The organism is Haloarcula sp. Atlit-120R, from assembly GCF_003665885.1.
GTDB classification, from domain to species: domain Archaea; phylum Halobacteriota; class Halobacteria; order Halobacteriales; family Haloarculaceae; genus Haloarcula; species Haloarcula taiwanensis.
The window spans coordinates 164,644-189,599 of sequence record NZ_QPLN01000005.1 but is presented as its reverse complement, the minus strand read 5'-3'; the positions used below and the strand labels follow the sequence as shown (position 1 = coordinate 189,599).

Below are 24,956 nucleotides of genomic sequence, written 5' to 3'. Positions count from 1 at the left end.
CGTATGTAGGAAAAAACCGGCAATACGATCCGACTAGGCTGAAACTCCGCGACCGTAACCCCCTTGCCCAGTCACGGTAACTCTGGGATATGGATGAACGAGTCCTCGACGTGGTTGCCGTCCGAGATGTCGGACCAGACACCGTGGCGATTGACTTTGAGACACCGGATGCCTTCGACGCACAGCCGGGTCAGTTCGTCAAACTGACATTGACCGTCGACGGAGAGAATATCTCGCGGTTCTACACTATCTCTTCGCCGACGGTCGACGAGGCGTTCGAGATCACCGTCGGTATCGACCCCGACGGCGAACTGGCACCGAAACTCGGTGCGCTCGAAGCGGGCGACGGCGTCCGTATCGCCGGGCCGTTCGGGTCGGATTACTACGAGGGCGAGAGCCGCGTCGTCGTGTTGGCCGGCGGCCCCGGCGTCGGTCCGGCGGTCGGTATCGCCGAGCGTGCACTGGACGATGGTAACGAGGCCGCAGTCGTGTATCAGGACGACGCGCCGGTCCACGGGGACCGACTAGACGCGCTCGCCGAGGCCGGGGCGCTCGTCTCGGTCATCGATGGCGAGGCGTCCCTGACCGAGCCAGTCGCCGATGCCGTTGAGGACGGTGGGCAAGTGTTCATTTACGGCTTCGCGGACTTCCTCGATGCCGCCACGGAGGCGCTGGAGGCCGCTGGCATTAGCACTGATGATGCCAAAGTCGAGAACTTCGGATAGCTCGTCCCACCGCCATTCGAGCGTCGTCCCGCCTGCTAACTCACCGTTTGACCGGTGGTAGCGGTGTTAGCTCTCGTCACTGGCGCTTGGTGCTCGAACGGTCAGCACCGGTACCGGCGACGTTCGGACCAGCTTTTCCGCGACGCTACCCAGGAGGTAGCGGTCGACACCGGTGCGGCCGTGAGTGCCGATGACGACGAGGTCGGCGTCAGTATCCTCGATAGCGTCGAGGATGGCCCGATACGGGACGCCGTGAGTGATAGCTGTCTCGACAGTCTCGACTCCCAGCTCGGAGAGCCGGTCGGACGCCCCCCCGACAGCATCCGTCGCGACCGACTCCAGTTCGTCGACGATGACAGTCGATCCGACGTCGATACCGAGCGACCGCGTGTCCACGACCGAAACGAGATGGGTAGTGGCATCGGTTGCGCTTGCGAGCGCGCCTGCCGGTTCAATAGCCGCCTCTGCACCGCTGCTGCCATCGGTCGGGAGTAGAATGTCGTCGAACGAGACGGTCCCCGGCTCAGCGTCGGCTTTGACCGAGAGGACCGGCACATCGGCGAGGCGAACGACCTTTTCGGTGACACTGCCCAGAAGGAACCGTCGGACACCGGTCCGACCATGGGTTCCCATGACGATGAGGTCGATATCGTTCTCGTCGGCGTAGTCGAGAATCGCGTCGTGGACGACTCCCTCGCGGACGGCGGGGGTGACGGACAGACCCTCGGTGTCGACGTGGTCGGTCTGGGATTCGACGAAGGCATCCGCCGGGGAGCCGTCGTCGTAGTCCCAGTCGTCGTCCGTGGGCCCGTGCTCGTCGACGACCGAGAGCACATGGACCGCTGCATCGTGAGTGCCGGCAAGCGTCGCAGCGACCTCGAACGCGCGCTCGGAACCGGGGCTGCCGTCGGTCGGAACGAGGATTCTATCGAACATTGGGTGTCGCTATTCACCGCCGTCGGTGATAAAGTATCGTGGCTGAGACAGGACTACCGAGAGAGTCACTGCGGGGCTCCGAGAACAGAACAAAGCCTATAACAGTCGGATGCGAACTTCTCCCATGCGCGAGGCAAGTCGGACGACGCGCCAGCGCATCGCTGACCAACTACGCGACGAAGCGATGGCTGCAGGGACAATCGCGAACGAGTTCGAGATACAGACCAGCGACGCGCTCACGCACGTAGAGCATATCTCCAAGTCCCTGGAATCGACCGACGAACAGCTCCTCGTCGCGCCGCCGGAGTGCGAGGAGTGCGGCTTCACGGACTTCGACGACCTGACAAACCGACCGAGTCGGTGTCCGGAGTGCAAATGCGAAGCGGTCTCGGAGCCGGCGTACCGGATCAGCTAACCCGTAACGAATCCCGGAGACGCCGATTCCAGCCGTTCAGTTCCCCGAGAAGCCGATGCGACCGCGCGAAGAGAGGTCGTGGTCGCCCGACGGCCCCTGATTTTCGAACTCGTAGCGCTCGTCGGTCAGGTAGACGTCACCGTCCTCGGTGGTGATAGAGACTTCCTCCAGAACCGCTCCCTCGCAAGGGCCGTAGTTACACAGCCCCGAATCGGATTCGAACGTCGCCCCGTGTTTCTCACACACCAGTTGCCCGTTGCGAACTGTCGCCCCACTGCCCTTGTCGAGTCGGACATCTGTCCAGTGTGGACAGTAGTTCTCGAACGCGACGACCGCGTCGGACAACTCGACGATAATCGCCTCCTTCGTGTCGAAGCCGTCGCGAACAGTGAACAGAAACGTTCCGTCATCGGGCACCTCGTCCAGCGCGACGATACGGCTGTCCTCGTCCATACTATGCATCCGTAAGTACGTAAGCCGTTTCAAACCGCCGGTTCCGGCCCTATTCACGTACTGAAGCGATGACCCACAAAACGAAGCCCATCTCAGTAGTGCCGCTCCTCGATTCGCTCGTCGAACAACCGCTGAAGGAGCTTCGTCATCGGCCCGCTCCCGACGGAGATGCCGTCGACGGTCGCAATCGGGCGGATCTCCCACGTCGAGTTCGTGAGAAACGCCTCGTCAGCATCACGCAGGGCATCGAGCGAGTAGTGGCCGGTCTCGACGGGGAAGTCCTCGCCGCGGGCGATGTCCATTACCACGTCGCGGGTGACCCCCGGCAGTAGGTCCAGATCCGTACTCGGCGTCCGGAGGCCGTTGTCCGTGACGAAAAAGAGGTTGCTCGTCGCTCCCTCGGCCAGATTACCGTCCATGTCTCGGATGAGACATTCGTCGGCGGGCTCGCCGCCAGCGGCGGCCTTTCGAAGTTCGAGCCGGCCGAGAATCCCGTTGAGGTAGTTGTGCGTCTTTGCGTCCGCCGGGACGGCCTCGCTCGGAATCCGCCGGGTCCGGACCGTCTGGACCGACGCCGGCTCGTCCCAGACGCGCTCGCCGTTGAGCCCGCCCCTCGGGAGCCCCTTGCAGATGACGACGACAGTGGGGTCGACATCCTGTCCCGGAGTGAGCTTCCCGGGCTGGACACCCCGTGTGACAGACAGCCGGACGTACGCCTCGTCGAGGTCGTTGGCCGCGAGCGTCTCGTCAACGCGCTCACGGAGGTCATCGGGCACGGCGTCGGCGAAGCCCAGCGTCTCGGCCGTCCGCTGGAGGCGCTCGCGGTGGGCGTGCCACTGGAACGGCTCGCCGCCGTAGGCCCGGAGCGTCTCGAACGCCGCATCGCCGTACATGAACCCGCGGTCGCGCACTGACACCGTCGCCTCGCCTTCGGGGACGAGCGCCCCGTTTACGTGGTATTGCATAGCAGGCAGAAGTTCTCGATCATGGTCTTGCCGTGGTCGGTCAGGATGCTCTCGGGATGGAACTGGACGCCGATGTGCGGGCGGTCGTCGTGGCGCACGCCCATGACGACTCGTGACTCGTCGGTACCGCCTTGGCCGACGTCGGTCGGTTCGGAGCTGTCGTCGCCCGTTGCGTCACCGTCGGTGACGGTGTAGGCCGTCTCAGTTAGCACGTCGGGGAGGGTCTCGCGGTCGACCGCAAGCGAGTGGTACCGGCCGACATCGAACGGGTCCGGGATGTCTTCGAACACCCCTGTGCTGTCGTGGGTAACCGACGAGGATTTACCGTGGACGACCGCTTCGGCGTGGCCGACGGGCGCGCCGTTGGCCGCACATAGCGCCTGATGTCCGAGACAGACACCCAGCGTGGGGTATTCCAACGCCTCGAATATCGGCATCGAGACGCCCGCCTCCTCGGGCGTCCCCGGCCCCGGTGAGACGACGATACCGTCGGGGCCCATCGCTCGGATGTCTTCGATGTCGATGGCGTCGTTGCGCCGGACGATGACATCGTCCTCACTCCCGCCGAGGCGGAGGACTACTTCGCCGACGTACTGGACGAGGTTGTACGCGAAGGAATCGTAGTTGTCGACGACCAGTACGGTCGGAGCCAGCGAGTCTGTCGCTGGACTACCTCCGGCGTTGTTGCCGCTGGTGGCCCCGCCGTCGCCGCTATCGCCGCTCCCCCCGCTGCCACGGTGGCCGCTCATCCCTCGTCCTCCATCGCCAAGTCGACGCGCTTCCCGAGCGCCTCGTCGACGGCGTTGACGAGGGCGCGGCCCTTGTCCAGCGTCTCCTGATACTCGCTGTCCGGGTCTGAATCGTGAACCACGCCGGCACCGACACGGAGGTGGTACTCCTCGGCGTACCGGACCAGCGTTCTGATGACAATATTCAGGGTCGCTCGGTCGTCGAAGCCGAACAGGCCGATGGAACCGGTGTACGGTCCCCGTCGCGTGGCTTCGACCTCATCGATAATTTCCATCGTCCGGGGTTTGGGCGCGCCGGTGATGGTGCCGCCGGGGAACACCGCGGCGATGGCGTCCTGCAGGGACGCGCCGTCACGGAGTCGCCCCTCAACGACCGAGACCAGATGCATCACCTCCGAGTAGCGGTCGACGCGCCGGTAGTCCGGTACCTCGACGCTGCCAAATTTGCTTACTTTCCCGAGGTCGTTGCGCTCTAGGTCGACGAGCATCGCGTGTTCGGCCCGTTCCTTCCCGTCGTCGAGCAGGTCCGCCTCTAGGCGGTCGTCGGCCTCGCGCGTCTCGCCCCGTGGCCGGGTTCCGGCAATAGGTTCGGTCTCGATTCGGTCGCCGTCGCGGTGCAAGAGCAGTTCCGGGCTAGCGCTGACGAGGTCGACGCCGGGGAACTCAAGCAGGGCGGAGTACGGTGCCGGATTCACGCTTCGCAGCGCGTCGAAGGCTTCGACCGGGTGGACCGCCGCGGGGGCACGGAGCCGCTGGGAGACGTTCGCCTGGAACGTGTCGCCGTCGCGGATGTACTGCTTGACCGTTCGGACCCGGTCAGCAAATGACTCGCGCGTGCAGTCGCTCTCGAAGGTCGCTTCGTCGGTCTCGACTGGCGGCTCCTTGACAGCGGGGTCTCCCTGTACGGCCGCCCGAGCCAGGTCCAGCGCGTGCTGTTTGCCGAACTCGTAGGCCAATTCTGGCGTCTCGAAGTCACCGACCCGCGGACAGGCCGTCACGCGCAAGGTCACCGACTCACCGCGGGGTTCCTCCCAGGCGGCGAAGCGGTCATAGCGAGCTATCTGTAGGTTCGGGAGCGCGCGGTCGGCGTCGGCGCTGTCGGGCAGTGACTCCAGTTCCCGCGCCACATCGTAGGAGAGCCATCCAACGGCTCCGCAGGGATACGGCACGTCACAGTCAGCGCGGACCAGGCGCTCGCCGTCGAGGAACTCGGTCAGTGCAGCGAGAGTCCGGCCCGCTCCGGGGTCGACCTCGCGGAAGTCCGCCGGAGCGGTCCCGAAGTAGCCCCACCCCGACTGGCCGCCGGTAGTCGCCAGATACACGCCGCCAGTTTCGTCGCGCGCCCGGCGATAGGCGAGAAACGGGTCAGCAACGTCCACCCGAACCTCGACAGGGACGCGCGCCACTGAGGGTGCGTCGGCCGCACGGTCGGTGAACGTCGTCCGGTCGGTTTCGACCGATTGCATTACCGAACGAAAACAGTGCGGCGACTAATTCCCTTGCGGTTCAGAAATGGACTGCCAGCTGTCTCAGAACTCTTCCGCCCGCTCGATCCAGCCCGAAACGCGGCTCTCCGAGAGGTCGGTGTCCGCGGCGATGGCCGCTGCGTCCGCAGTGGCAAGCTCGCCTACGGTCTCGATGCCGATACCGGCGAGTCGGTCGGCGTACGCGGGACCGATACCTTTGATCTCCGTCACTGGGGCAGTGTTTTCCCCGTCATCGGTCTCACCCGCGTCCCCAGCAGCAGCCTCGGCCGACTCCTCGTCAGCGGTGGTCTCCGAGTCGCCGGCTTCGTCGTCGAGCGCTGTTTCTTGCTCGGACGCCGCGGAAGACGCATCGGTCACAGATTCTGTTTCGTCGTCAGTGGGAGTTGGTGACACAGCAGGCTCTGACCCGTCCGTCTGCGTGGCTGTTCCACTCCCATCCCCTGATTCGGTCCCGGCCCCGTCCGCAGTATCGGATGTGTGGGTCTCGGTAGTCGCAGCGGTGTTCGTCCCCTTCACAGCGTCTTCGTCTTCAGTAGAGGGCTCTCGCTCGACGGTCACGTCCACGTCGCGGTTCGTTCCCGACGTGGCTGACCCAGTCCCGTCAAGCCCGAGGGCGGATTTCAATTTCTGAAGCAGACCCATACATGAACGTATTTATCCCCCACACAAATCTCTTGCTGGTGACCGGTCCGCTACAGGCGCTCGCGCAACTGGCTGTTCATCCTATCCACGGGCGCGTCCTCGCCAGTCCAGCGTTCGAACGCTTCGACCCCCTGATACAGGAGCATCCACGCGCCGTCAACTGTCGTTGCGCCCGCGGCCGCCGCGTCCTGTAGCAGACGGGTCTCAATCGGCGTGTACACCGCATCGAGCACCGCGAGGTCGCCGTGCAATGCGTCGGCGGGGACCGGCGTCGCATCTTCATCCATGCCGACGCTGGTGCAGTTGACGAGGATGTCGGCGTCCGCAAGCAGGTCGGGAAGCGAGTCGAGTCCATGGCCGGAGGCGTCCGGGACCTCATCGGCGAGTCCGTCGGCTTTGGACTCGGTGCGATTCGCAATCCGAACCGACAGTCCCGCATCGGCGAGCCCGAACGCGACCGCTCGGCCCGCACCGCCGGCCCCGACGACGACAGCTGTGCCCGACAGCGCCACGTCGTGATGACGCAACGCTCTGACCGCACCGACCGCGTCGGTGTTGTAGCCCGTGGGCGTTTCACCGGTGAAATCGACGGTGTTGACCGCGCCGATGCGCTCGGCGAGCGGCGCGGGGTCGACAGCGTCTAGCACGTCCTGCTTGAACGGAATCGTGACGTTGAGGCCGTCTATTCCGAGCGTCTTCGCCGCGTCGATGGCGTCGGCACCAGAGTCGGCCGCTGGTTCGAACGTGACGTAGCGTGCATCCAGTCCCAGTGCTTCGTAGCCCGCCTCGTGCATCGGCGGCGACAGCGAGTGCCCGACCGGGTTTCCGATGAGTCCGTAAACGTCCATACCAACGTCAGCGCGCCCCGGTCGTATCAACGCCACGCTCTGCGAGTCACAGCTTCCTGCCGACACTTTCGCAAGCTTTTCAGCCGGACCTAGCCACATGTCCGACAGTGAGTCGTCTACGTCACCCACTGCTGCAGGTTGCCGTCGCGATGGCCCTGACTGTCGGCTGGATTTACCTCTTTACTTCCGGCATTGACGTCGGGACCCTGACCACCGTCGCGGTCAGTGGGTTCGCCGTTCTCGGGGCGTCGTTCCTGCTGGCCTGGGGCGCTGAAACCGCCGAAAAAGACGTGCCGAGGGCCTTCGCTATCGCCGTCCTCGCAATTCTCGCAGTGGCTCCCGAGTACGCAGTCGACGCGCTGTACGCCTGGAACGCCGGGGCAGGCGGCGCGACGACAGAAGCCTGCCGGCAGTTCACGGCGGCAGAAATCGAGTCCGCGACCGGGGGGCTCGCTCGCGCCTGTCACGACGCGAATCTCGCCATCGCGAACATGACCGGCGCGAACCGTATTCTCATCGGCATCGGCTGGGCCGGCATCGCCGTGTTCACCGTCTGGCGGGCCGCGAAAACGCGAGACCCCGCAGTCACGAAACGCGACGGCTTCCTGACCGACGCCGTCCAGCTGGACACCGACATCGCGACCGAGATCACCTTCCTCTTTCTGGCGACGATGTGGGCGTTTCTCGTCCCCCTCGGCGGCGGCATCGGTATCCTCGATACGCTGTTTCTGGTCGGCCTCTACGTCGGGTACATCGGTCTCGTGCTCAAGTCCGACATCGAACACAGCGAGCACACCGTTGGCGTGCCGAAGTACTTCCAGGAGTGGTCGCTGCCGTGGCGGCCGCTCGTCGTCCTGGCGCTGTTTGGCTACTCGGGTGCGATGATTTTCACTGCGGTCGAGCCGTTCGCCCACGGGCTGGAGGAGATTGGTGTCGCGAACGGCATCCCCGAGTTCTTCATGATCCAGTGGGTCGCCCCGCTGGCCAGCGAGTCGCCCGAACTCATCGTCGTCGCCGTGCTGGTCAACAAGGCCCGGTCGACGGCGGGGTTCAACGCCCTCATCTCGTCCAAACTCAATCAGTGGACACTGCTCATCGGGACCATCGCAGTGGTGTACTCCATCGCGCTCGGCGGGTACAGCGTGCTGCCGTTCGACGCCAGACAGGGCGCAGAGATCTGGATTACGGCGGCCCAGTCCTTCTTTGCGCTCGCCATTCTGGTCAACTTCGAGATCAGCATCCGCGAAGCAATCGGGCTGTTCGTGCTGTTCATCTCGCAGGTGGTTCTTGAGTTCGCTATCATCAGAGACCTCGTCGCTGTGCCAATATCGAGTCACGACCTCCTGCTGGCGTACACGGGGCTGTACGTCATTATCGGGACCGGACTGTTTGTCCAGCGCCGCGAGGCGCTGAAACACCTGTTCGGGCTGGCCGGAGACGCCGTCCGGACCGCGATAGGCCGTGACCCAGCTACTCTGGAGAACGCGGACTGATGCTCGGCATCGTTATTTCACACGCCGACGTGGCGTCGACTCACATTGGGGAGCACCTGCGCTCGCTCCGAGAGTGGGAGACAAGCGTCGACGAGACGCGGCCCGGCAGCGAGGGCGGCGGCACGGTGTACCGAACTGACGGCGTGGAACTCCGCGAGTTCGAGGCGTTGCATCTGGACATCGAACGCGTCGGGGCGGCGTTCGACAGCCCGGACCTGCTGGTGTTTGCCTCGAAACACGCCGGCGAGACGGATGAACTCCTGACAGCCCACCACACCGGGAACTTTGGCATCGCGGAGTACGGCGGCGAAGACGGCCGGTTCGCCCGGGCCTGTCCTGGTGCACACACGGCAGTGGTTTCGGCGCTCCAGCGCTACGCCCCGCCTGACTACGAGGTCGGCATGGAGTGTACGCACCACGGCCCGACAGCGGTGGGCGTCCCGTCGATGTTTGTCGAGGTCGGCAGCGCGGAACCACAGTGGAAGGACCCGGATGCCGCTGCGGCCGCCGCCAGAGCCATACTGGACCTCGCCGACGAACCGGCCGACAAGCCGCGGGAGAACGGGACGCGCCGCCATCTCCTCGGTGTCGGCGGCGGCCACTACGCCCCGCGGTTCGAGCGCGTTGTCCGCGAGACGGACTGGGCGGTCGGTCACATCGCCGCTGACTGGTCACTGGATGCGCTGACGGAGTGGGCCGACAGCGACGAGGAGCGCGACGCCGTTCTCGAACGCGCCCTCCAGGCCAGTGCGGCCGACTACGCCCTCATGGAGGGCGACCGGCCGGACCTACAGGCGGCTATCGAATCGCTGGGCTACCGCGTCGTCAGCGAGACGTTCGTTCAGGAGACGACCGGCGTCAACTTGGCCCTCGTCGAGGCGCTCGAAGACACTGTCTGCCCAGTCGACGATGGCCTGAGGTTCGGTGAGCTTGCGCCCGGATACGACGGCGAGTGGACCGTGCTCGAACTCCCCACTGAACTTATCTCGGACGTACGCGGGGTCGATAACGAAGCGCTGCGCGAGACCATCGAACGGCAGTCCATCGCGTACGTGACCGAGCAAAACGGGACGGTGTTCACCGGGCCGATCATCTGTCCGGCGGGGACGGACCTGCGAGCGGTCGTCGACCCGCTCGTCGAAATCCTCGAACGACGCTTCGACAGTGTCGAGTGGGCCGCGGACGAACTCATCGCCCGCGAGACAGCGTTCGATCCTGACCTCGCGCGAACGGCTGGCATCCCTGAAGGACCGAAATTCGGGAAGCTCGCCTCGGGCGAGTCAGTCGAAATCGATGGGGAGGAGATCGGACCGGAGCGCTTCCAGCGCGAGCGTATACGTCGATATACGCTGTGAACACTGGCGCGTTAGCCGCCGAAACTGGGGATCAACACGTCAGACGAGCGTCAGACAGAGGGGGAAAACTAATAACTATTCGTCTGCAAGGACGCTTTAAATTATGGATTCGATAATTGACGACGCTATCGACGAGGCAGAACAAGACGGGGAGGACGCGGACGGAGGAACTGTCAACGAAACCACATCATCGCCGTCACAGGACATGTCGACGTCGGGGACGATGTCCGACGAGGAACTGGCAAGCGTCGTCAAGGACCTGGAGACGAAGATCACGGTTGTCGGCTGTGGCGGTGCCGGCGGGAACACGGTCACCCGGATGATGGAGGAAGGCATCCACGGGGCCAAGCTCGTCGCCGCAAACACCGACGCACAGCACCTCGCCGACGAGGTGTCTGCTGACACGAAGATTCTCATCGGCCGCAAGCGAACCGGCGGCCGCGGGGCCGGTTCAGTCCCGAAGATCGGTGAGGAGGCCGCACAGGAGGATATCGAGGATATCCAGCAGTCTATCGACGGCTCGGATATGGTGTTTGTCACCGCCGGTCTCGGTGGCGGCACCGGGACTGGCGCGGCCCCGGTGGTCGCACAGGCCGCACAGGAAGCCGGCGCACTCACCATCTCCATCGTCACGATTCCGTTCACCGCGGAAGGTGAGCGCCGCCGTGCCAACGCTGACGCCGGCCTCGAACGCCTCCGCTCCGTCTCTGATACGGTCATCGTCGTCCCGAACGACCGTCTGCTCGACTACGCACCCAGCATGCCGCTGCAGGACGCGTTCAAGATCTGCGACCGTGTGCTGATGCGCTCGGTCAAGGGGATGACCGAACTGATCACCAAGCCCGGCCTCGTCAACGTGGACTTCGCCGACGTTCGGACCATCATGGAGAACGGCGGCGTCGCCATGATCGGCCTCGGCGAATCCGACTCCGAAAACAAGGCCCAGGACTCCATCCGCTCTGCCTTGCGCTCGCCGCTGCTCGACGTGGAGTTCGACGGCGCGAACTCCGCGCTAGTCAACGTGGTCGGTGGTCCCGACATGAGCATCGAGGAAGCCGAGGGCGTCGTCGAGGAGATTTACGACCGCATCGACCCCGACGCTCGCATTATCTGGGGCGCGTCGGTCAACAATGAGTTCGAGGGCAAGATGGAGACGATGATTGTCGTCACCGGCGTCGAGAGTCCACAGATCTACGGTCAGAGCGAGGCCGAACAGGAGAAGGCCGCCCAGCAACTCGGCGAAGACATCGACTACGTCGACTAATCTGCCTCGCCGCCTCGGTTTTATTTTCCTCTAATCGCCGTTACGTGCCGCTCTATCTACATTTTTGCTATCATAAATGATACTCCCGCCGAAAAGCGTTTATCCGGAAATTCAGATTCTCTGTTCATGTACTCGGATTCGAGGCGTGGTGTACTCAAAAAATGTCTGGCAGCCGGGGGTTTGGGCATCTCATCTGGCTGCCTTGGGTCCCTGAACGGGAGCGGTGGCACTGTGCAGTTCGGCGCGCTCCTCCCGCTCAGTGGTGCGCTCGCCCCACTCGGGCAACACGGCAAGCGCATGGTTGAGCAGGCAGCAAGCGATGTCAACGCGGCCGGTGGTATCCGCGGGAATGATGTCGAAGTGACCATCCTTGACACTGAAGCGAACGCCGAAACCGCTGTCGAGCAGTACGGGACACTCGTCGACCGAGGTGTCATTGGTTTCGTCGGTGGCCTCGTCAGTGACGCGTCGCTCGCTCTCGCACCGGAGGCGGCCAGCGACGAGATTATGGAGGTCAGCCCGGCCAGTACTGCCCCGCAGCTATCGACTGCCGGTCGAGCCAACGGGCGGAAATACTTCGGCCGAACGGTGCCAAGCGACGGGACGCAAGCGGTGGTGATGGCGAAGGTCGTCGACGACCCGCTGTACATCAACGCTGATTCCGTCGCATTACTGAGCATCGACAACTCGTTCGGTGCTGGACTGGCAGCGGCACAGCGTGAGGCGCTGGACGCCGAGGTCGTCGCCGATGTGCGGTACGACCCGTCGTCGGAGTCGTTCGACGACACGCTTGCGGACGTGTTCCAGAACGACCCTGATGCCGTCACTTTCACCAGCGTCTCCGGGCAGGAGCGGGGTATCCTTGACGCATACAGCCAGTCGGAGCACGATGTTCCGTGGGTGTTGTCTGCAGGGATGTTCGGTGGCGACCTCCCGTCGTACTACGACGGGTTCTACAGCGCGTCGCTGTCCTCTGCACGGACGCAAGCGTACTTCGAACTCGTCCGTCGGCTCTCAGATATCGACCAGCCCAGAGCGTACTCGGTCAACGCGTATGACGCGCTGTTTTTGATGGCGTGTGCCGCCGAACAGGCCGGTGAAGCCAGCGGCCCGGCAATCGCCGAGACCATTCAGTCGGTTTCCGGCGGGTCTGGACACACTGTTTCAGTCGGCGACTTCGGTCGTGTTCGGTCACTCACCGAGGCAGGTCGAGCGGTGAACTATCAGGGCGCGTCCGGAAGCGTTGACCTGACGGCGAACCTCGAACCGCTGAGTTCGTACCTGATCGAACGGGTCACGAACGGGTCGGTCGAGTCGCTGGAGCTACTGCAGTCACGGTTCTTCAAATCAGGAGGCAATCAATGAGTTCACTCCCCAGCCGGCTGGTACAGGCGACGGAACGTGCGCTCCCTGACGCTATTCGGCGGCGCTACGCCGCGAAGTTCGGCGTCCTGTTGCTCGGTGTGGTCGTCATCCTCGCCCTCGGCGGCGCGGCGATCCACCTCGACACGGGCTCACTGGTCGAGTCACAGACTGAGGAGCAGATCCTCGGCGTTGCGGAGTCTCAGTCCAGTTCCGTGTCGAGCTGGGTCTCGAACAAGCAATCGACAGCGGCGTTCCTCGCGGCGTCTATCAGTGACCAGTCCGAGTCAACCACGGATACAGAACACCAGCGGTGGCTCGAACAGAAGCTCATCGGGCTTCCCGGAGACGTCCGGGCGCTGCATTACGTCGACGCTGCTGACGGCACAGTCACCGCCAGCACTGACGACGACCTGAACGGCGTCGCACTGAGCGACGTTGACGACCCGTGGACGGACGCGAGTGGTGCAGTCGTCTCGTCAGGACCGACGGACACGTCCGAAGCATACCAGAGCGGTAATGAATCAGTCATCGCGTTCGTTCAGCCCGTCTCCGGTAGCGACGAATACGTCGTACTGACAGCGTCGCTTGAGGCGCGCTCTCATGAGTTCACGTCACCGTTTGCGACGGGCGACGTGAAAGTCGTCGGGTCAGGTGGCCAGATCATACTCGACAACCGGAAAAGCTCGATTCTCGAAGAGTACGCGGCAACCGGAGACGCGACCGATACGAGCGTTGAGGCGGCGCTGAACGGCGAAACCGGTTACAAATCCGTCTCTGCCAGAACGGGCATGGAAGACGGAAAGTACGTGATGGCGTACACGCCGGTGACCGGCACTGAATGGGCGTTGCTGTATCACGTGCCCCAGGACCGCGCGTTCGCACTGCAGTCGGCTGTCTCCCAGAACATTGCGCTTCTGCTTGCGCTTGCCGTCGGGGCGCTGTTCGTCGTCGGCGTGACAATCGGACGCGGAACCGCGAACGCACTCGCCCGTGTCGCTGAAAGCGCAGAGGATATCGCCGCAGGTGAGATCAACAGCACCCTCCCGGAGACTACTCGCGTCGACGAGATGGGACAGCTGTACGACTCCTTCGCATCGATGCAGGCGTATCTGACGACCGCCGCAGACCAGGCCGACGCGCTCGCTGCAAAGCGGTTCGACGACCCGGCGCTGGACGAGAGCATCCCCGGCGAGTTCGGTGCGGCGCTAGAGGAGATGGGCGAGGACATCCAGGCGTTGATTACCGACGTCGAGGCTGCCAGAGATGAGGCGGAGGCGGCAAAAGAAGACGCCGAGTCGATGGCAGCCGCCCTCGAAGCCAAGGCGGCCGAGTTCAGCAAAGTGATGGACAAGTCGGCAGACGGGGACCTCACCCAGCGGATGGCCACCGATAGCGACTACGACGCGATGGTCGACATCGCGGAAAGTTTCAACGAGATGATTGCGGAACTCGAACGGACAGTCAACCGCATCGAAGGGTTCGCCGGCACTGTCGACAGCTCGACGGAGACGATCTCCGCGAGCGCACAGGAAGTGCGGTCGGCCAGCGAGTCGGTGAGTGAGTCGGTGCAACAGATCGCCGAAGGCGCTGACGAGCAAAACCGGAACATCCAGCAGGTGAGCGACGAGATGACCGACCTGTCGGCGACCGTCGAGGAAATCACCTCGTCGACCGACGAAGTCGCGTCGAAGTCCCAGCAGGCCGTCAACGACGGCGAGTCCGGCCGCGAATACGCCGAGCAGGCCGCCGCCGAAATCGAGGCGCTCGAACGGAAGTCCACCGAAGCTATCGAACAGGTGGAGTCCCTCGCAGAGGAGATGGAGCGCATCGGCGAGGTTACGACGCTTATCGACGAAATCGCTGAACAGACGAATATGCTCGCGCTCAACGCGAACATCGAAGCTGCGCGGGCGGGTGAGGCGGGCGAAGGGTTCGCCGTCGTGGCCCGCGAGATCAAGACGCTCGCCGAGGAAACGCAGGAAGCGACGACTGATATCGAGTCGATGATCGACGACATCCGGTCCCGGACGGACACCACCGTCGAGGACATGCAGGAGATGGGTGAGAGCGTCGACACCGGGAAAGAGACGGTCGAGAACGCGACCGACGCGCTGACCAGTATCGTCCAGCAGGTCAACGAGGCCAACGACGGTGTGCAGGCTATCAGCGACGCGACTGACGAACAGGCCGCCTCGATGGAAGAAGTCGTCTCGATGGCCGAGGAAGTCGGCTCGATCAGCGAGGAGACATCTGCCGAGGCAGAAAACGTCGCTGCGTCCGCCGAGGAACAGACGGCGTCGATCACGGAGGTCACCGAGAAGATACAGTCGCTATCCAGTCAGGCGACTGACCTCAAGGAGCTTATCGACCAGTTCGAAACCGACGATGCCGGTGACGGGGGCGACCTGGGGACCCACGGAGCGGGCGGAACTGCGCTGACTGACGACTGACCGAACGGGTTCTGTACGCCCGTTCCGGGGTGTCGGCCCTTCTGTCGACTACGCTTTTCAGCGACGCGATACGCTGTGAGCGGTTCGAGTCGTCGCCGCGCACCACAATATAGAAAAGCCACCAGTGGGTACGACCCGCTATGGACGTTCCATACGATCTCACCTCCTACATCCGCGTACTCAAACTGGCGAGTACGCCGTCGTGGGAGGAGTTCTCCCAGATCGCGAAAATCGCCGGCGCGGGCATCGCGCTGGTCGGACTGCTCGGGTTCATCATCTTCGCCGTGATGACCTTCGTACCAGGCAGCAAGCCGGTGTAAACCGATGGGTATCTACGCAGTCAAAACCACGGCCAGCCAGGAACGCACCGTCGCGGACATGATCATCTCCCGGGAAGAAGACGAGATTCACGCCGCGCTCGCGCCGGACTCGCTGACGAGTTACGTGATGGTGGAAGCCGACGACGCTGCGGTGTTCGACCGTATCCTCGACGAGATTCCCCACGCTAACGGCGTCGTGCAGGGCGAGTCCTCGATGGCGGAAGTCGAGCACTTCCTCTCCCCGAAACCGGACGTGGAAGGGATCGCAGAGGGCGACATCGTCGAACTCATCGCCGGCCCGTTCAAGGGCGAGAAGGCACAGGTCCAGCGCATCGACGAGGGCAATGACCAGGTCACCGTCGAACTGTACGAGGCGACGGTCCCGATTCCGGTTACCGTGCGTGGTGACCAGATTCGGGTTCTTGACTCCGAAGAGCGATAGCTCTCCGTTCAACCCGAATCGGAGCGGTGTACGCCGCGGAAAAGCGATCACATAGCGGTTTCAAACTGGTTTCCAGTCACCACTGTGCAGGTCAGGCGACGCGGTAACACAACGGCAGTCGCTACGCTTCGCCGCCTTCCAGTCGGTCGATGACTTCGCTCATGTTGGCGGCGGCCTCGACGGACTCCTTGATCTGTTCGCGGCGGCGGACCTCGGCGGCGGAGGCGTCGTAGGCGCGAACGTACTCCGCGCGGGAGTGTTCGTCGAACGCGTGCTTGATAGCGAAGTAGCCGTCGGGGACAACGGCACCACAGACCTTGCACTCGATGCGGTCGTGTTCGACCGACTGGTGGATGATGAGCTCCTCGACGCGGTCGAACTGTCTGTCGTCCCCTTCGATGTCGCACTCCCAGCGTGGCATTTGCTCAGTGGCAGGCGACGCGGGGTTAAAAACGTTGGCTGCCACCTGTCAGCCGTCTGTCTCGCAGACTGCCGAAACGGAAACCCCTAATGGCAGTACGGAGTTAGCGTCGACCGTGCAACCCGAGGGGTACGCCGTTGATCTCCACGTGAAAGTACTCGACGACCGGGTCGTCGAGCGCGCGAAGGCACGTGGCCTCGACGGGCTGGTGTACGCGCCGCATTTCACGCGGCTCCCGGAGATACGGCAGCAAGCAGAGGCGTTTTCCGACGAAGAGCTGACAGTGTTTCCAGCCAGAGAGATCTTTACTGGCACCTGGCAACAGCGCCGGCACGTACTGGCCATCGGTCTCGAAGAGCCGATTCCAGATTTCATTACCTTCGACGGCGCGATGCGAGAGCTGGACCGCCAAGACGCCGCCGTCCTCGTCCCCCATCCCGGCTTTCTCAACGTCAGTCTCGGACTGGATGATATTGAAGCGTATGAGGACAGTATCGACGCGCTGGAGGTGTACAACCCCAAACAACTGGCCCACCACCGGGACCGCGCGCAGTCGTTCACGTCGGAAACCGGTCACGAGCCGTTCGTCTCGTCGTATGCCCACGTCCGTGGGACCGTCGGTGAGGCGTACGTGACCTTTGCCGAGGCGTTCGACGACGTGGCGGCGCTCAGTACGGCGCTGAAAAACGACGTTGAGCGGTCACTGTTCCATCGCGACGGGCTCTCACACGACCTCCGGCGGGCGGTCGAGTGGGCACATCTGGGGCTAGAAAACACGTGGGGCAAGTTCGACCGGCTGATGCTGCAGGGGACTGAGCCGACGCACCCCGACCACGTCGCGTACGACGGTCGGTTCAACGAGGTGAAGGTGTACTAAACCAGAAATGCGCTGTTGTCGACGACGAAGGTTCTGACCACCGGCGGCAGGTACTGCGGGAGGACGTGGACGAGCAGGGCGACCGCGAGTAGTTCGAAGACGGTAATCACGACAGTAACGACTTCGGCGCGGTCGCTGGACGTTGTCACGCCCGTCGGTGAGCCGTACTCCGTGTCCGAGATGGGGTAAAACAGCGCGATGCCCCGACGGGAGCCGAAGTAGTCCAGCACGTAATGCGTGAGGACACCGAGCCACACCCACTGGAGATTGCCGCCGTGATACAGTGGGTGGGCCAGGAATATGATGAGGACGGGAATGTTGTGCAGCGTCTTGCGGTGCTTGCCGAAGGCCGTATCGACATCGGGGAACAGTGCGCCCAGGACGATGGGAAGAAACACTTCCGCGATTGTCGCGAAAGTTGTCACGTCGCCCGAAGGGTCGAGAACGTACCCCAGTCCGATGCTCAGGAGGACGGCGTTCAGGACGTGCCCACGTTTGTTCATCTACCTGACCGTCTGTGTCCCGACTGAAAGGGCTTACTACTCCTGTAAGGCGGTTTCCAGGTCCCGGAGCGCCTGTGTCGCGATGGCCGCCTTGACCTCGCGACGGGTGCCGTCGAACTCGTAGCGGGACACCGTCACGCCGGACTCGTTTGTCCCCCACGGCGCGGCCTCGGCGACGGCGATGTAGACCGTCCCGACGGGCGTCTCCGGTGTGCCACCGTCGGGGCCGGCGACGCCGGTCGTGGCGACGCCCCAGTCGGTTCGGGCGGTGTCGCGAACGCCCTGAGCCATCTCCGCTGCGACCGGTTCTGACACTGCACCGTGAGCATCCAGTGATTCCCGCGAGACGGCCAGCAGTTCCCGCTTGGCCTCGTAGGAGTAGGTGACCAGCGAGCGGTCGAAGTAGTCGCTTGAGCCGGGGATGTCCGTTATTTTTGAGCCAACAAGGCCACCGGTACAGGACTCCGCGGTAGCGACTGTAGCATCAGCTTCTCGGAGACGCTTGCCGACGCGCTTCTCGACTGGGTTCGCTGTGTCGTCTGCCATTGGCGGTAGTTGTCGTGACGGGCGAATAAGCGTTCATGGCAGGCCGGGGTATTTCAGTTCGGAGACACAACTGCGGGTATGAGCTATCAGACGACGCTTGGCTGGTCACTCGTTACGTCGGGCCTCGTGACGCTGTTCCTCTGGGTCCTGCCGGGGTCGGACCTCCTGTGGGGACTGCTGTTGCTGGCGGCTGGCGGGCTGACGCTGTACGTCCGCCAATAGACAGAAAAACAGACGGGGCCGGCGGCCACAGAACCCGTATGGACTACACGGAACCCCAGTTCTTCCGGGTCATGCAGTACGCGGCCCGGGCCGACCGGGACGTGGTGGACATGGTGTCAGGCAATCCCGACTGGGACCCGCCGGAGGGCCTTCGGGACGGGCTCAGGGACTACGCCGAGGCCCCAGCCGACGACTACCAGTATCCGCCCAGCGTCGGGCTGACGCCGCTCCGCGACGAAATCGCCGCTCGGCGGGGCGTGGACCGGAACCGCGTCCTCGTCACCAACGGCGCGGGCGAGGCGAACCACCTCGCGATGACCGGCGGGCTCCACTACTTCGATGGCAACGAGATTCTCCTGACTGACCCCGTTTACCCCTACTACGCCGGCCGGGCGAACTTCATCGGCGCGGACATCTCGTTCGTCCCGGTCGACGACCACAACCGACTCGCTCCCTCGGACCTGCGGGCGGCCGCGAGCGAGGAGACGGCCGTCATCGTCGTCAATTCGCCGAACAACCCCACCGGCGCGGTGTACGACGCCGACGCGATAGCCGAGTTCGCGGCCATCGCCGAGGAGTACGACGCCCTGCTGCTCAGCGACGAGGTGTACGACCACTTCGACTACGCGGGCCGGTTCAGTTCGGCGCTGCACGCCGACTCCGACCACGTCGTCGCCACCAACTCCCTCTCGAAGACGATGGCAATAACGGGATTCAGGGTCGGCTACGCGATCTTCCCACCGGAAGACGGTCCCACGGGCTCGCTTCTGGAGCGTGCTCGCACCCAGCACATGCTCACGAACGTCACCGGGAGTCGGCCGGCCCAGTACGCCGTCCTGCGGGCGCTGAAGACGACGAGCCCGGACTACTACGCCGCCTGCCGACGCCGTCTCGAAGGCCGGGTCGACGCCTTCTGTGACGCGCTGGCGGCGGCCGGAGCCGAGTACAACCGCCCAGAAGGCGGCTTCTACGTGATGGCGCGGTTCCCCGACTTCCCTGGGTCGTTCGAGAACGTGTACGAACTCATCGATGAGGCCGGCGTCGCCGGGATGCCCGGCGAAGCGTTCGGCGAGTCCAGAAGCGACTGGGTCAGGTTTGCGCTGGTGACACCACGGGTCGACGAGGCAGCCCAACGGCTGGCGAACTATTTCGAATAAAAAGCTGTTGCTGACTTAGCCGAAGATAAGCTCCACGTCCCTCGCTCGTGCCAGCAGGTCGTCATCGTAGTACTCCTCGGTCTGGGGGGGATGGGTCTCGTCGATAGCTCTGACAGTTTTGACGGTGTTTGCGAAGTTCTTGTAGGTCGCTTCGTCAACCATCTGGCCGTCGACGACGACCGCGCCAGTCCCCTCCCGTTTGGCCTCGTTGAACGACTCTATCTTGTGGAGGTCCCGCTCCAGTTCCTTGGTCGTGGGCATGTGGATGCGGTTGGCCTGCTCGGTCTGCTTGGGATGGAGCGACCACGAGCCGTCGATGCCGATGGTCGCCTCGTGTTCGACCTGGTCGGCGTAGCCCTCGGCGTTGTAGTAGGTGACGCCGGCCCGTTCGTGAAACAGCTGGTCGAAGGGGCCGCCGATGGCGACGATGTCGGCCGCGCTCGTCTCGTTCGAGAGCGCCTCCAGCAGGCCGTCCCAGCGGGGCCGCTCGCCGTCGAGCGCGCGGCCGCCGAGTTCCGCCGTGTAGTCGACCGGCCCGAACACGAGCCCGGAGAGCCGGGATTCGGCGGCGTACTGGCAGATTTCCCGGAGGTCCGAGCGGCCGGGGGCCGTTTCGAGAATGATTGCCATTTCCAGCGTCCCTTCAGCAAGCCCGGCGTCGCGCTCGGCGTCGGCGACGACCCCCGCGGCGTCACGCACGTCGTCGAGCCGACCGGTTTTCGGGAAGACAAAGCCGTCGAGTTCCTCGCCGACCGCCTCAGCCAGACGAGTCACCTGCTCGATGCCGCGTTCGCGGGCGTCGGCGTCGTCGTAGGCCCACTCCACGCGCGGGAGGATGTCCCCAGCGAACTCGTCGGCGTGGTCGGGGACGTGCTCGACGATGTTGTCGACGGCTTCCCCTTTCATTGACGGGGCGGTGCCGTCCTCGATGTCGGGGACGAGCCAGTCGGGGGCCTGGAACCCCTCGCTGGTGAGCCCCGAAACGAGGAACTTCGCGCTGTTGTCGTTCGGTATCGCGGCCGGTGCGGTCTGGAAGGTGCGGCAGAGTCGTGTCATGTGTCTCGCTGGATGAGTGCGGTTCGCCGGCCCGAGTAGACCGGGGTCTGGTCCTGGTTGAACGCGACGTGTTCGAAGGTGACCGCGCCGGCCCGCTCCGGCCCGGCCTCGGGGTCACAGTCGAGGACGCGCGTGAAGCCGTAGACGGTGTCGCCGAGCGTGACGAAGTCGTGGAACCGCTCGTCAGCGAACCGCTGCTCGCGGTATGTCGCTTCGTCGGAGCGGGCGTGGGCCAGCGCAATCGAGCGAGTCACGTCGCCGTACGCGACGATGTCACCCGACGGCGAGTCCGCCATCTCGTCGCGGTTGTGGTGCTGGCGCGCGGTGTTGAGCGTCGCCAGCGGCAGGCCGGCGACCAACTGGTCGTCCATCGTCCGCCCGCGCTCGTGGCGGTAGGCGACGGCGGCGTTCTCTGCGTCGGCGCGGTCGAGGGCTGCCTGAAAGTCCTCGAAACGTTCGCCGTCAGGCGTGAGGAGCGTGTCGGGGAGCGTCGGACCGCCCTCGTCTTGCTCGCCGACCGCGCCGCCGTCGGTCGCCGCCGGCTCGCGGCGCGGAATCATGTTCGTTCGCCGGTAGGACACCAGCGTTTCGCCCGTCTCGCGGTTCCGGCCCGCTGTCTCCCACGTCACGATGCCGTACTTCGGCCGGGACGAGGACGTACGTGTGTCGACGACGGTCGAGGTGACCGACAGCGGCGTGCCTGCCGTTGCCGGTCTGTGAAATTCCACGTCGTCGCGCCCCAGGAAGTAGCCGCCCTTCTCCGAGAGGTCCTCGACGGTGACGCCCATCACGCACGCCAGCAGGTAGTCCGGGTGGACCGGGCGCTTCTCGAAGCCGCGCTCCGCTGCGGTGTCGGCCCGCCAGTACGCCGGGTCGTGGTTGAGCGTCTGGCCCATCCACTGCTCGCTGCCGTGGTGGGAGAGACGCAGGCCGGGGTCGTGAGCGAGTTCGTCGCCCTCCGAGAAGAACTCGAAGAAGTGGCCCTTCTCCCGGGTGTCGGCGCGGTCAAGCAGCGCGTCGAACGTCTCGCCGTCCGAGAGGTCCATGGCGTCGGGGTCGGACCACTCAGTCATCGGCCGGCACCTCCCGGGCGGCGTCTCGTCTGGCAAGCGCCCGGCGCATCTCGTTGGTGACCACCATGAAGCCCTCGTCGAAGCCCATCCCGGGCTTTGCGAGCACTTGCGCGGCGTCGGTCGCCAGCGCGACGTGGGCGCAGGCCCGCGCCGAGGTGACCGTCTCGTTGCAGGTCCCGCCGACGTAGGCGCGGGTGTCCGTCCCGTCGCAGTACAGCACCGCTTTGGCCGAGCGCTGGATGCCGCCCAGATCCGGCGTCTTCACCTGGACCAAGTCGGCCGCCTCCGCGTCGACGAACGCCTGCACGTCCTCGAAGGTGTTACACCACTCGTCGGCGACGATGTCCACGTCGACGCCGGCATCGGCCAGTCCCTCGCGGAGTTCGGCCATTCGGGATATCTGCTCCGCCCGCCCGCCGGCGTCCATCGGGCCCTCCACTTGTAGGGGATACGGCGCGGCTGCCTCCCGAAGCGTCTCGAAGTAGTCTATCACCTCGGTCCGGTCGTACGGCGGGCCCAGCACCTTGCCGAGGATGCCGTACACGTCGACGTGGAAGCGCGGCGAGTACGGCTCCGGCCCGAGCGTCGTCGCCCGGTCAGAGAGCCACGCGAGATAGTCTCGCAGCCCTTCGCCGTCCTCTCCGACCTTCTCGACACTGTTGAACAGGCCGTGTGGCAGCACCGGAACGCCCTTGATGAGCATCTTTTCGGCGTTGATACGCCGCTCGTCGCCCGACTGGCCGAACACCGGGACCGGAGAGGTCGCCGGCTCGGTCTCGTAGGTGTCTGCAAGTACGTCCGTCGGCGTCACGCCCCGCGCTTGCGCGGCGGCGTTCAGCAGCGCCTGCGACACACCGTAGCGGACCGCCGTGTGCAGCTGGTCGCCGCCCGAGCGCTGGGCGCTCATCTCTTCCAGCATCGTCGCGTTGGCCCCGAACTCCGTCGAATCCTGCCCGCGGAGGGCGTCGGCGACGGGCCCCTCGACGACCGGGCGGTAGGCCTCGGCCCGGAACAGCGGGTCGCGGCCGCCTGCACCGGAGTACTGGACCGCGGCGCAGTCGCCGGTCGCGACCGTGCCGTCCGCGAGTTCGAGTTCGACGATGAGCGCCTCGCCGGCCTCGCGGATGCGGTCGAACCCCTCGGTCACGGGCTGGCCGTCGTAGGCGAACCCGGACTGTGTCGCGCCGTCCTTGATGGCCCGCTGGTCGTCGAAGAAAAAGCCCGACAGACCCGGGACTGTTCGAACGTCCTCAATCCGCATCGCTGGCCCCCCCTGCGGGCTTGCTGTCACCCGTTGGACGCCCGATGAGCTTCCCGTCGCTGATGGCGTCCACGTCGTCGGCGACCATCCGGAACGACTGGTCGCGGCCCTCGGTCTCGGCCCGCTCGCCGAGCCGGGCGGCGTGAATCTCCTTGATCTCGTCAGGGAGCGCGAGGTCCGCGAACTCGAAAATGCGGACCCGGCCGTCGTCGTCTCTGGCCGGCAATACCGCCCCCTTGGCGGCGTCGCTCGGCGCGAACGGCACGTCCAGCGCGCCGCTGTCGAAGGCGTTGATGACCCCCTGTGCCACGTCGCCGTCGCCGGCTTCGTAGATAGCGTCCATCAGGTGGCGCGTCTCCCGTTCGATGAGCGCCTGTTCCTCTTCGATACCCCCGAGGTCGATGTCCTGTTCTATCATCATGTCGATGAGCTGTCTCGTCGTTCGCAGTCCGGCCGCGTTGGCTTCCTTCGTCGGCACGCCCTGGAATTCCTGGGCGGACTTCGTGATGACTTTGTCCGGCTGGGCGACGGCCGCCGTCGCGCCGCCGAGGCTGATGACGCCGTTAGCGCGGGCCTCGTCCGGCGGGAAGCCGCCCATCCACTCGTGGAAGACGGTCGTAACTGTCACCTCGTCACGGAGGTACTCGTTGCCGAGCTTCCGCAGGGCGCGCAGCGCCGCCACGTCCTGCACGAGGTTTCCGACCTGTCCGTAGCCCAGCGTGAGCGACCGGACGCCCTGTGTCGCAGCGAGTTCCCCCTCGACGAGCATCACCGCGATGGCAATGCTCGGCGGGACGAGCGTGCCCGTCAGCGGGCCGAACGGTTCGCGGTTGATGGTGACGCCGCGCTCGGTGTAGGCCCCACAGAGCCGGTCGACGAACTGCCAGTGCTCGATGGTCGTCGCGAGGTCGTGCCGTTTCGTGTACGGAATGTTGTAGGATATCGGCCCGCCCTCGAAACTCTGGAAGCCGCCGGCGAGCGTGACCATCGCCAGCAGTCGGGCGTCCGGCGTGCCGTGCCGGACCTCGACTGGTGCGTCGAGCGCACGGATGAGCCGGCGGCAGTCCTCCACACCGTGGTTGACCGCCGGGAACCCGTTCAGTTCGTTCTCGTCGCTGCCGCGGGAGGCGGCCAGTCCCTCCTCGGCCTTCTCGTACTCGTTGTCCCGCGTGTACGAGTCGATGGTCGTCGGCAGGAGGTCCGCGCCACCCTCGTCCTGCAGGTACCGCAGCAGATCGATCTGTTCTTCGAGGCAGGGAACGCCCGCCCGTGGCTGGAGGAGCGGCTGGTCGGCGGATTCCAGCACTTTGGCGAACTGTTTCGAGGCCGGCAGTGACTCGTGGAAGGCAATAGCCTCCTCGAAGTCGACTTCGCGGCCCGTGTGCCAGTTGTCTCTGAGGTCGTTTGCGATGCGCTGTAGCTGGTCGTCGCTGAGTCGCTCGTCAGTTGGCATAGTCACCCGTCAACCCTGATCTGCTCCGTCTCTGTTGTCGTCAGTTGCAGGTCTTCGCGGAGCATTTCGATTGCCTCCTCCGGGTCCGTCTCCGCGTCGAAGACGCGGTCGAAACCCATCTGTCGGAAGGTCGCCTGCGTCTCCTCGAAGTCGGACTGTCCAACGGCGAGGTTCCCGCCGACGTAGGTGAGCACGTCGAGTCCAGCGTCGTCGAACTTGTCGTGCAGCCCCTCGCAGTCCTGGCGGGCGTGCCCGTATAGCGAGGATACCAGTACCGCCTCGGCGTCGTGAGATTTCGCGGCGGAGACGAACTCGTCCTGTGCGGTCTGGACGCCGAGGTTGATGACCTCGAAGCCAGCGGCCGAGAGCGCCTGCTCTAGAATCGTGATGCCGACGACGTGCGCGTCGGAGCCAATCACGCCGAGGATAACGGTCCGGGGCATGTACTACGTCGTCGTCGTCGGGCAGTGATAAACCT

At 64.7% G+C, this 24,956-nt stretch carries 27 protein-coding genes; 12 read left to right on the top strand and 15 right to left on the bottom strand.

Features of this window, described 5'->3' with window-relative positions; genetic code table 11:
• Positions 1-89: 89 nt before the first annotated feature.
• Positions 90-725 carry an FAD-dependent oxidoreductase gene (locus tag DVK01_RS17540; protein ID WP_101349946.1) on the top strand — a complete coding sequence of 212 codons (636 nt, stop codon included), beginning with the start codon at positions 90-92 and terminating at the stop codon, positions 723-725.
• 66 nt (positions 726-791) lie between these two features.
• Here the strand turns inward: DVK01_RS17540 and DVK01_RS17535 are convergent, their stop codons facing one another.
• On the bottom strand, positions 792-1,661 hold the full coding sequence (locus DVK01_RS17535) for a universal stress protein (protein WP_101349945.1): 870 nt from the start codon (positions 1,659-1,661) through the stop codon (positions 792-794).
• A gap of 124 nt (positions 1,662-1,785) precedes the next feature.
• Here DVK01_RS17535 and DVK01_RS17530 point away from each other — a divergent pair, with 124 nt between their 5' ends.
• On the top strand, positions 1,786-2,076 hold the full coding sequence (locus DVK01_RS17530) for a transcriptional regulator (RefSeq protein ID WP_004592932.1): 291 nt from the start codon (positions 1,786-1,788) through the stop codon (positions 2,074-2,076).
• 36 nt (positions 2,077-2,112) lie between these two features.
• Here DVK01_RS17530 and DVK01_RS17525 read toward each other — a convergent pair whose 3' ends face one another.
• From DVK01_RS17525 to DVK01_RS17500, 6 genes are all read right to left on the bottom strand, one after another.
• Positions 2,113-2,529 carry a Rieske 2Fe-2S domain-containing protein gene (locus DVK01_RS17525; protein WP_101349944.1) on the bottom strand — a complete coding sequence of 139 codons (417 nt, stop codon included), beginning with the start codon at positions 2,527-2,529 and terminating at the stop codon, positions 2,113-2,115.
• A gap of 92 nt (positions 2,530-2,621) precedes the next feature.
• Entirely contained in the window at positions 2,622-3,494 is an 873-nt protein-coding gene (locus DVK01_RS17520) for an aminotransferase class IV (RefSeq protein WP_121537772.1), read from the bottom strand.
• Positions 3,479-4,243 carry an aminodeoxychorismate/anthranilate synthase component II gene (locus tag DVK01_RS17515; RefSeq protein ID WP_121537770.1) on the bottom strand — a complete coding sequence of 255 codons (765 nt, stop codon included), beginning with the start codon at positions 4,241-4,243 and terminating at the stop codon, positions 3,479-3,481. Before DVK01_RS17515 ends, DVK01_RS17520 begins: the two co-directional genes overlap by 16 nt.
• Positions 4,240-5,709: an aminodeoxychorismate synthase, component I gene (gene pabB / locus DVK01_RS17510; RefSeq protein WP_101349941.1), complete on the bottom strand. Its 1,470-nt coding sequence runs from the start codon at positions 5,707-5,709 to the stop codon at positions 4,240-4,242. The genes DVK01_RS17515 and pabB overlap by 4 nt, the downstream gene beginning before the upstream one ends.
• 63 nt (positions 5,710-5,772) lie before the next feature.
• Entirely contained in the window at positions 5,773-6,372 is a 600-nt protein-coding gene (locus DVK01_RS17505) for a helix-hairpin-helix domain-containing protein (RefSeq protein ID WP_101349940.1), read from the bottom strand.
• Between the two features lie 50 nt (positions 6,373-6,422).
• Entirely contained in the window at positions 6,423-7,220 is a 798-nt protein-coding gene (locus tag DVK01_RS17500; RefSeq protein ID WP_101349939.1) for a shikimate dehydrogenase, read from the bottom strand.
• A gap of 131 nt (positions 7,221-7,351) precedes the next feature.
• On the opposite strand from DVK01_RS17500, the gene DVK01_RS17495 reads away from it, so the two are divergent.
• The 7 genes from DVK01_RS17495 to DVK01_RS17465 all read left to right on the top strand — a co-directional run bounded on the left by DVK01_RS17495 (position 7,352) and on the right by DVK01_RS17465 (position 15,909).
• On the top strand, positions 7,352-8,713 hold the full coding sequence (locus DVK01_RS17495; protein ID WP_121537822.1) for a sodium:calcium antiporter: 1,362 nt from the start codon (positions 7,352-7,354) through the stop codon (positions 8,711-8,713).
• The gene (locus DVK01_RS17490) at positions 8,713-10,068 is read left to right on the top strand and encodes a D-aminoacyl-tRNA deacylase (RefSeq protein ID WP_121537768.1); all 1,356 of its coding nucleotides are present in this window, start codon (positions 8,713-8,715) and stop codon (positions 10,066-10,068) included. Before DVK01_RS17495 ends, DVK01_RS17490 begins: the two co-directional genes overlap by 1 nt.
• 103 nt (positions 10,069-10,171) lie before the next feature.
• Positions 10,172-11,332, top strand: coding sequence for a cell division protein FtsZ (gene ftsZ, locus DVK01_RS17485; protein WP_121537766.1), 1,161 nt, complete (start codon positions 10,172-10,174; stop codon positions 11,330-11,332).
• A 126-nt stretch (positions 11,333-11,458) separates the two neighbouring features.
• Positions 11,459-12,697, top strand: a complete 1,239-nt coding sequence (locus DVK01_RS17480; protein WP_232794539.1) for an ABC transporter substrate-binding protein — start codon at positions 11,459-11,461, stop codon at positions 12,695-12,697.
• Positions 12,694-15,147 carry a methyl-accepting chemotaxis protein gene (locus tag DVK01_RS17475; protein WP_121537764.1) on the top strand — a complete coding sequence of 818 codons (2,454 nt, stop codon included), beginning with the start codon at positions 12,694-12,696 and terminating at the stop codon, positions 15,145-15,147. The genes DVK01_RS17480 and DVK01_RS17475 overlap by 4 nt, the downstream gene beginning before the upstream one ends.
• A gap of 140 nt (positions 15,148-15,287) precedes the next feature.
• Positions 15,288-15,467 (top strand): protein translocase SEC61 complex subunit gamma, encoded by a 180-nt coding sequence (locus DVK01_RS17470; RefSeq protein ID WP_004516835.1) that lies wholly within the window; start codon positions 15,288-15,290, stop codon positions 15,465-15,467.
• A gap of 4 nt (positions 15,468-15,471) precedes the next feature.
• Entirely contained in the window at positions 15,472-15,909 is a 438-nt protein-coding gene (locus tag DVK01_RS17465; RefSeq protein WP_121537762.1) for a transcription elongation factor Spt5, read from the top strand.
• A 121-nt stretch (positions 15,910-16,030) separates the two neighbouring features.
• Here the strand turns inward: DVK01_RS17465 and DVK01_RS17460 are convergent, their stop codons facing one another.
• Positions 16,031-16,330 (bottom strand): hypothetical protein, encoded by a 300-nt coding sequence (locus DVK01_RS17460; protein WP_004516837.1) that lies wholly within the window; start codon positions 16,328-16,330, stop codon positions 16,031-16,033.
• A 115-nt stretch (positions 16,331-16,445) separates the two neighbouring features.
• Here DVK01_RS17460 and DVK01_RS17455 point away from each other — a divergent pair, with 115 nt between their 5' ends.
• Positions 16,446-17,207 (top strand): PHP-associated domain-containing protein, encoded by a 762-nt coding sequence (locus DVK01_RS17455; protein WP_121537760.1) that lies wholly within the window; start codon positions 16,446-16,448, stop codon positions 17,205-17,207.
• On the opposite strand, the gene DVK01_RS17450 is transcribed toward DVK01_RS17455, so the two are convergent.
• Both DVK01_RS17450 and DVK01_RS17445 read right to left on the bottom strand, forming a co-directional pair.
• Complete coding sequence (locus DVK01_RS17450; RefSeq protein ID WP_121537758.1) at positions 17,204-17,710, bottom strand: metal-dependent hydrolase; 507 nt, start codon at positions 17,708-17,710, stop codon at positions 17,204-17,206. The genes DVK01_RS17455 and DVK01_RS17450 overlap by 4 nt on opposite strands.
• Before the next feature lie 36 nt (positions 17,711-17,746).
• Complete coding sequence (locus DVK01_RS17445) at positions 17,747-18,256, bottom strand: CinA family protein (RefSeq protein WP_101349933.1); 510 nt, start codon at positions 18,254-18,256, stop codon at positions 17,747-17,749.
• Between the two features lie 78 nt (positions 18,257-18,334).
• On the opposite strand from DVK01_RS17445, the gene DVK01_RS22330 reads away from it, so the two are divergent.
• Together DVK01_RS22330 and DVK01_RS17440 are read left to right on the top strand one after the other, a co-directional pair.
• Positions 18,335-18,478, top strand: a complete 144-nt coding sequence (locus DVK01_RS22330; protein WP_198560230.1) for a hypothetical protein — start codon at positions 18,335-18,337, stop codon at positions 18,476-18,478.
• Positions 18,479-18,516: 38 nt separating this feature from the next.
• Entirely contained in the window at positions 18,517-19,635 is a 1,119-nt protein-coding gene (locus tag DVK01_RS17440) for a pyridoxal phosphate-dependent aminotransferase (protein ID WP_121537756.1), read from the top strand.
• A 15-nt stretch (positions 19,636-19,650) separates the two neighbouring features.
• Here the strand turns inward: DVK01_RS17440 and citE are convergent, their stop codons facing one another.
• The 5 genes from citE to glmS are packed head-to-tail and all read right to left on the bottom strand — an operon-like array spanning position 19,651 to position 24,921.
• The gene (gene citE / locus DVK01_RS17435; RefSeq protein WP_101349931.1) at positions 19,651-20,691 is read right to left on the bottom strand and encodes an L-malyl-CoA/beta-methylmalyl-CoA lyase; all 1,041 of its coding nucleotides are present in this window, start codon (positions 20,689-20,691) and stop codon (positions 19,651-19,653) included.
• On the bottom strand, positions 20,688-21,764 hold the full coding sequence (gene mch / locus DVK01_RS17430; protein WP_121512394.1) for a 2-methylfumaryl-CoA hydratase: 1,077 nt from the start codon (positions 21,762-21,764) through the stop codon (positions 20,688-20,690). Before mch ends, citE begins: the two co-directional genes overlap by 4 nt.
• Complete coding sequence (locus DVK01_RS17425; protein WP_121537754.1) at positions 21,757-23,025, bottom strand: methylaspartate ammonia-lyase; 1,269 nt, start codon at positions 23,023-23,025, stop codon at positions 21,757-21,759. Before DVK01_RS17425 ends, mch begins: the two co-directional genes overlap by 8 nt.
• Positions 23,015-24,478, bottom strand: a complete 1,464-nt coding sequence (locus DVK01_RS17420) for a methylaspartate mutase subunit E (protein ID WP_101349928.1) — start codon at positions 24,476-24,478, stop codon at positions 23,015-23,017. Before DVK01_RS17420 ends, DVK01_RS17425 begins: the two co-directional genes overlap by 11 nt.
• Before the next feature lie 2 nt (positions 24,479-24,480).
• Positions 24,481-24,921, bottom strand: a complete 441-nt coding sequence (gene glmS / locus DVK01_RS17415) for a methylaspartate mutase subunit S (RefSeq protein ID WP_121537752.1) — start codon at positions 24,919-24,921, stop codon at positions 24,481-24,483.
• Positions 24,922-24,956: the final 35 nt, after the last annotated feature.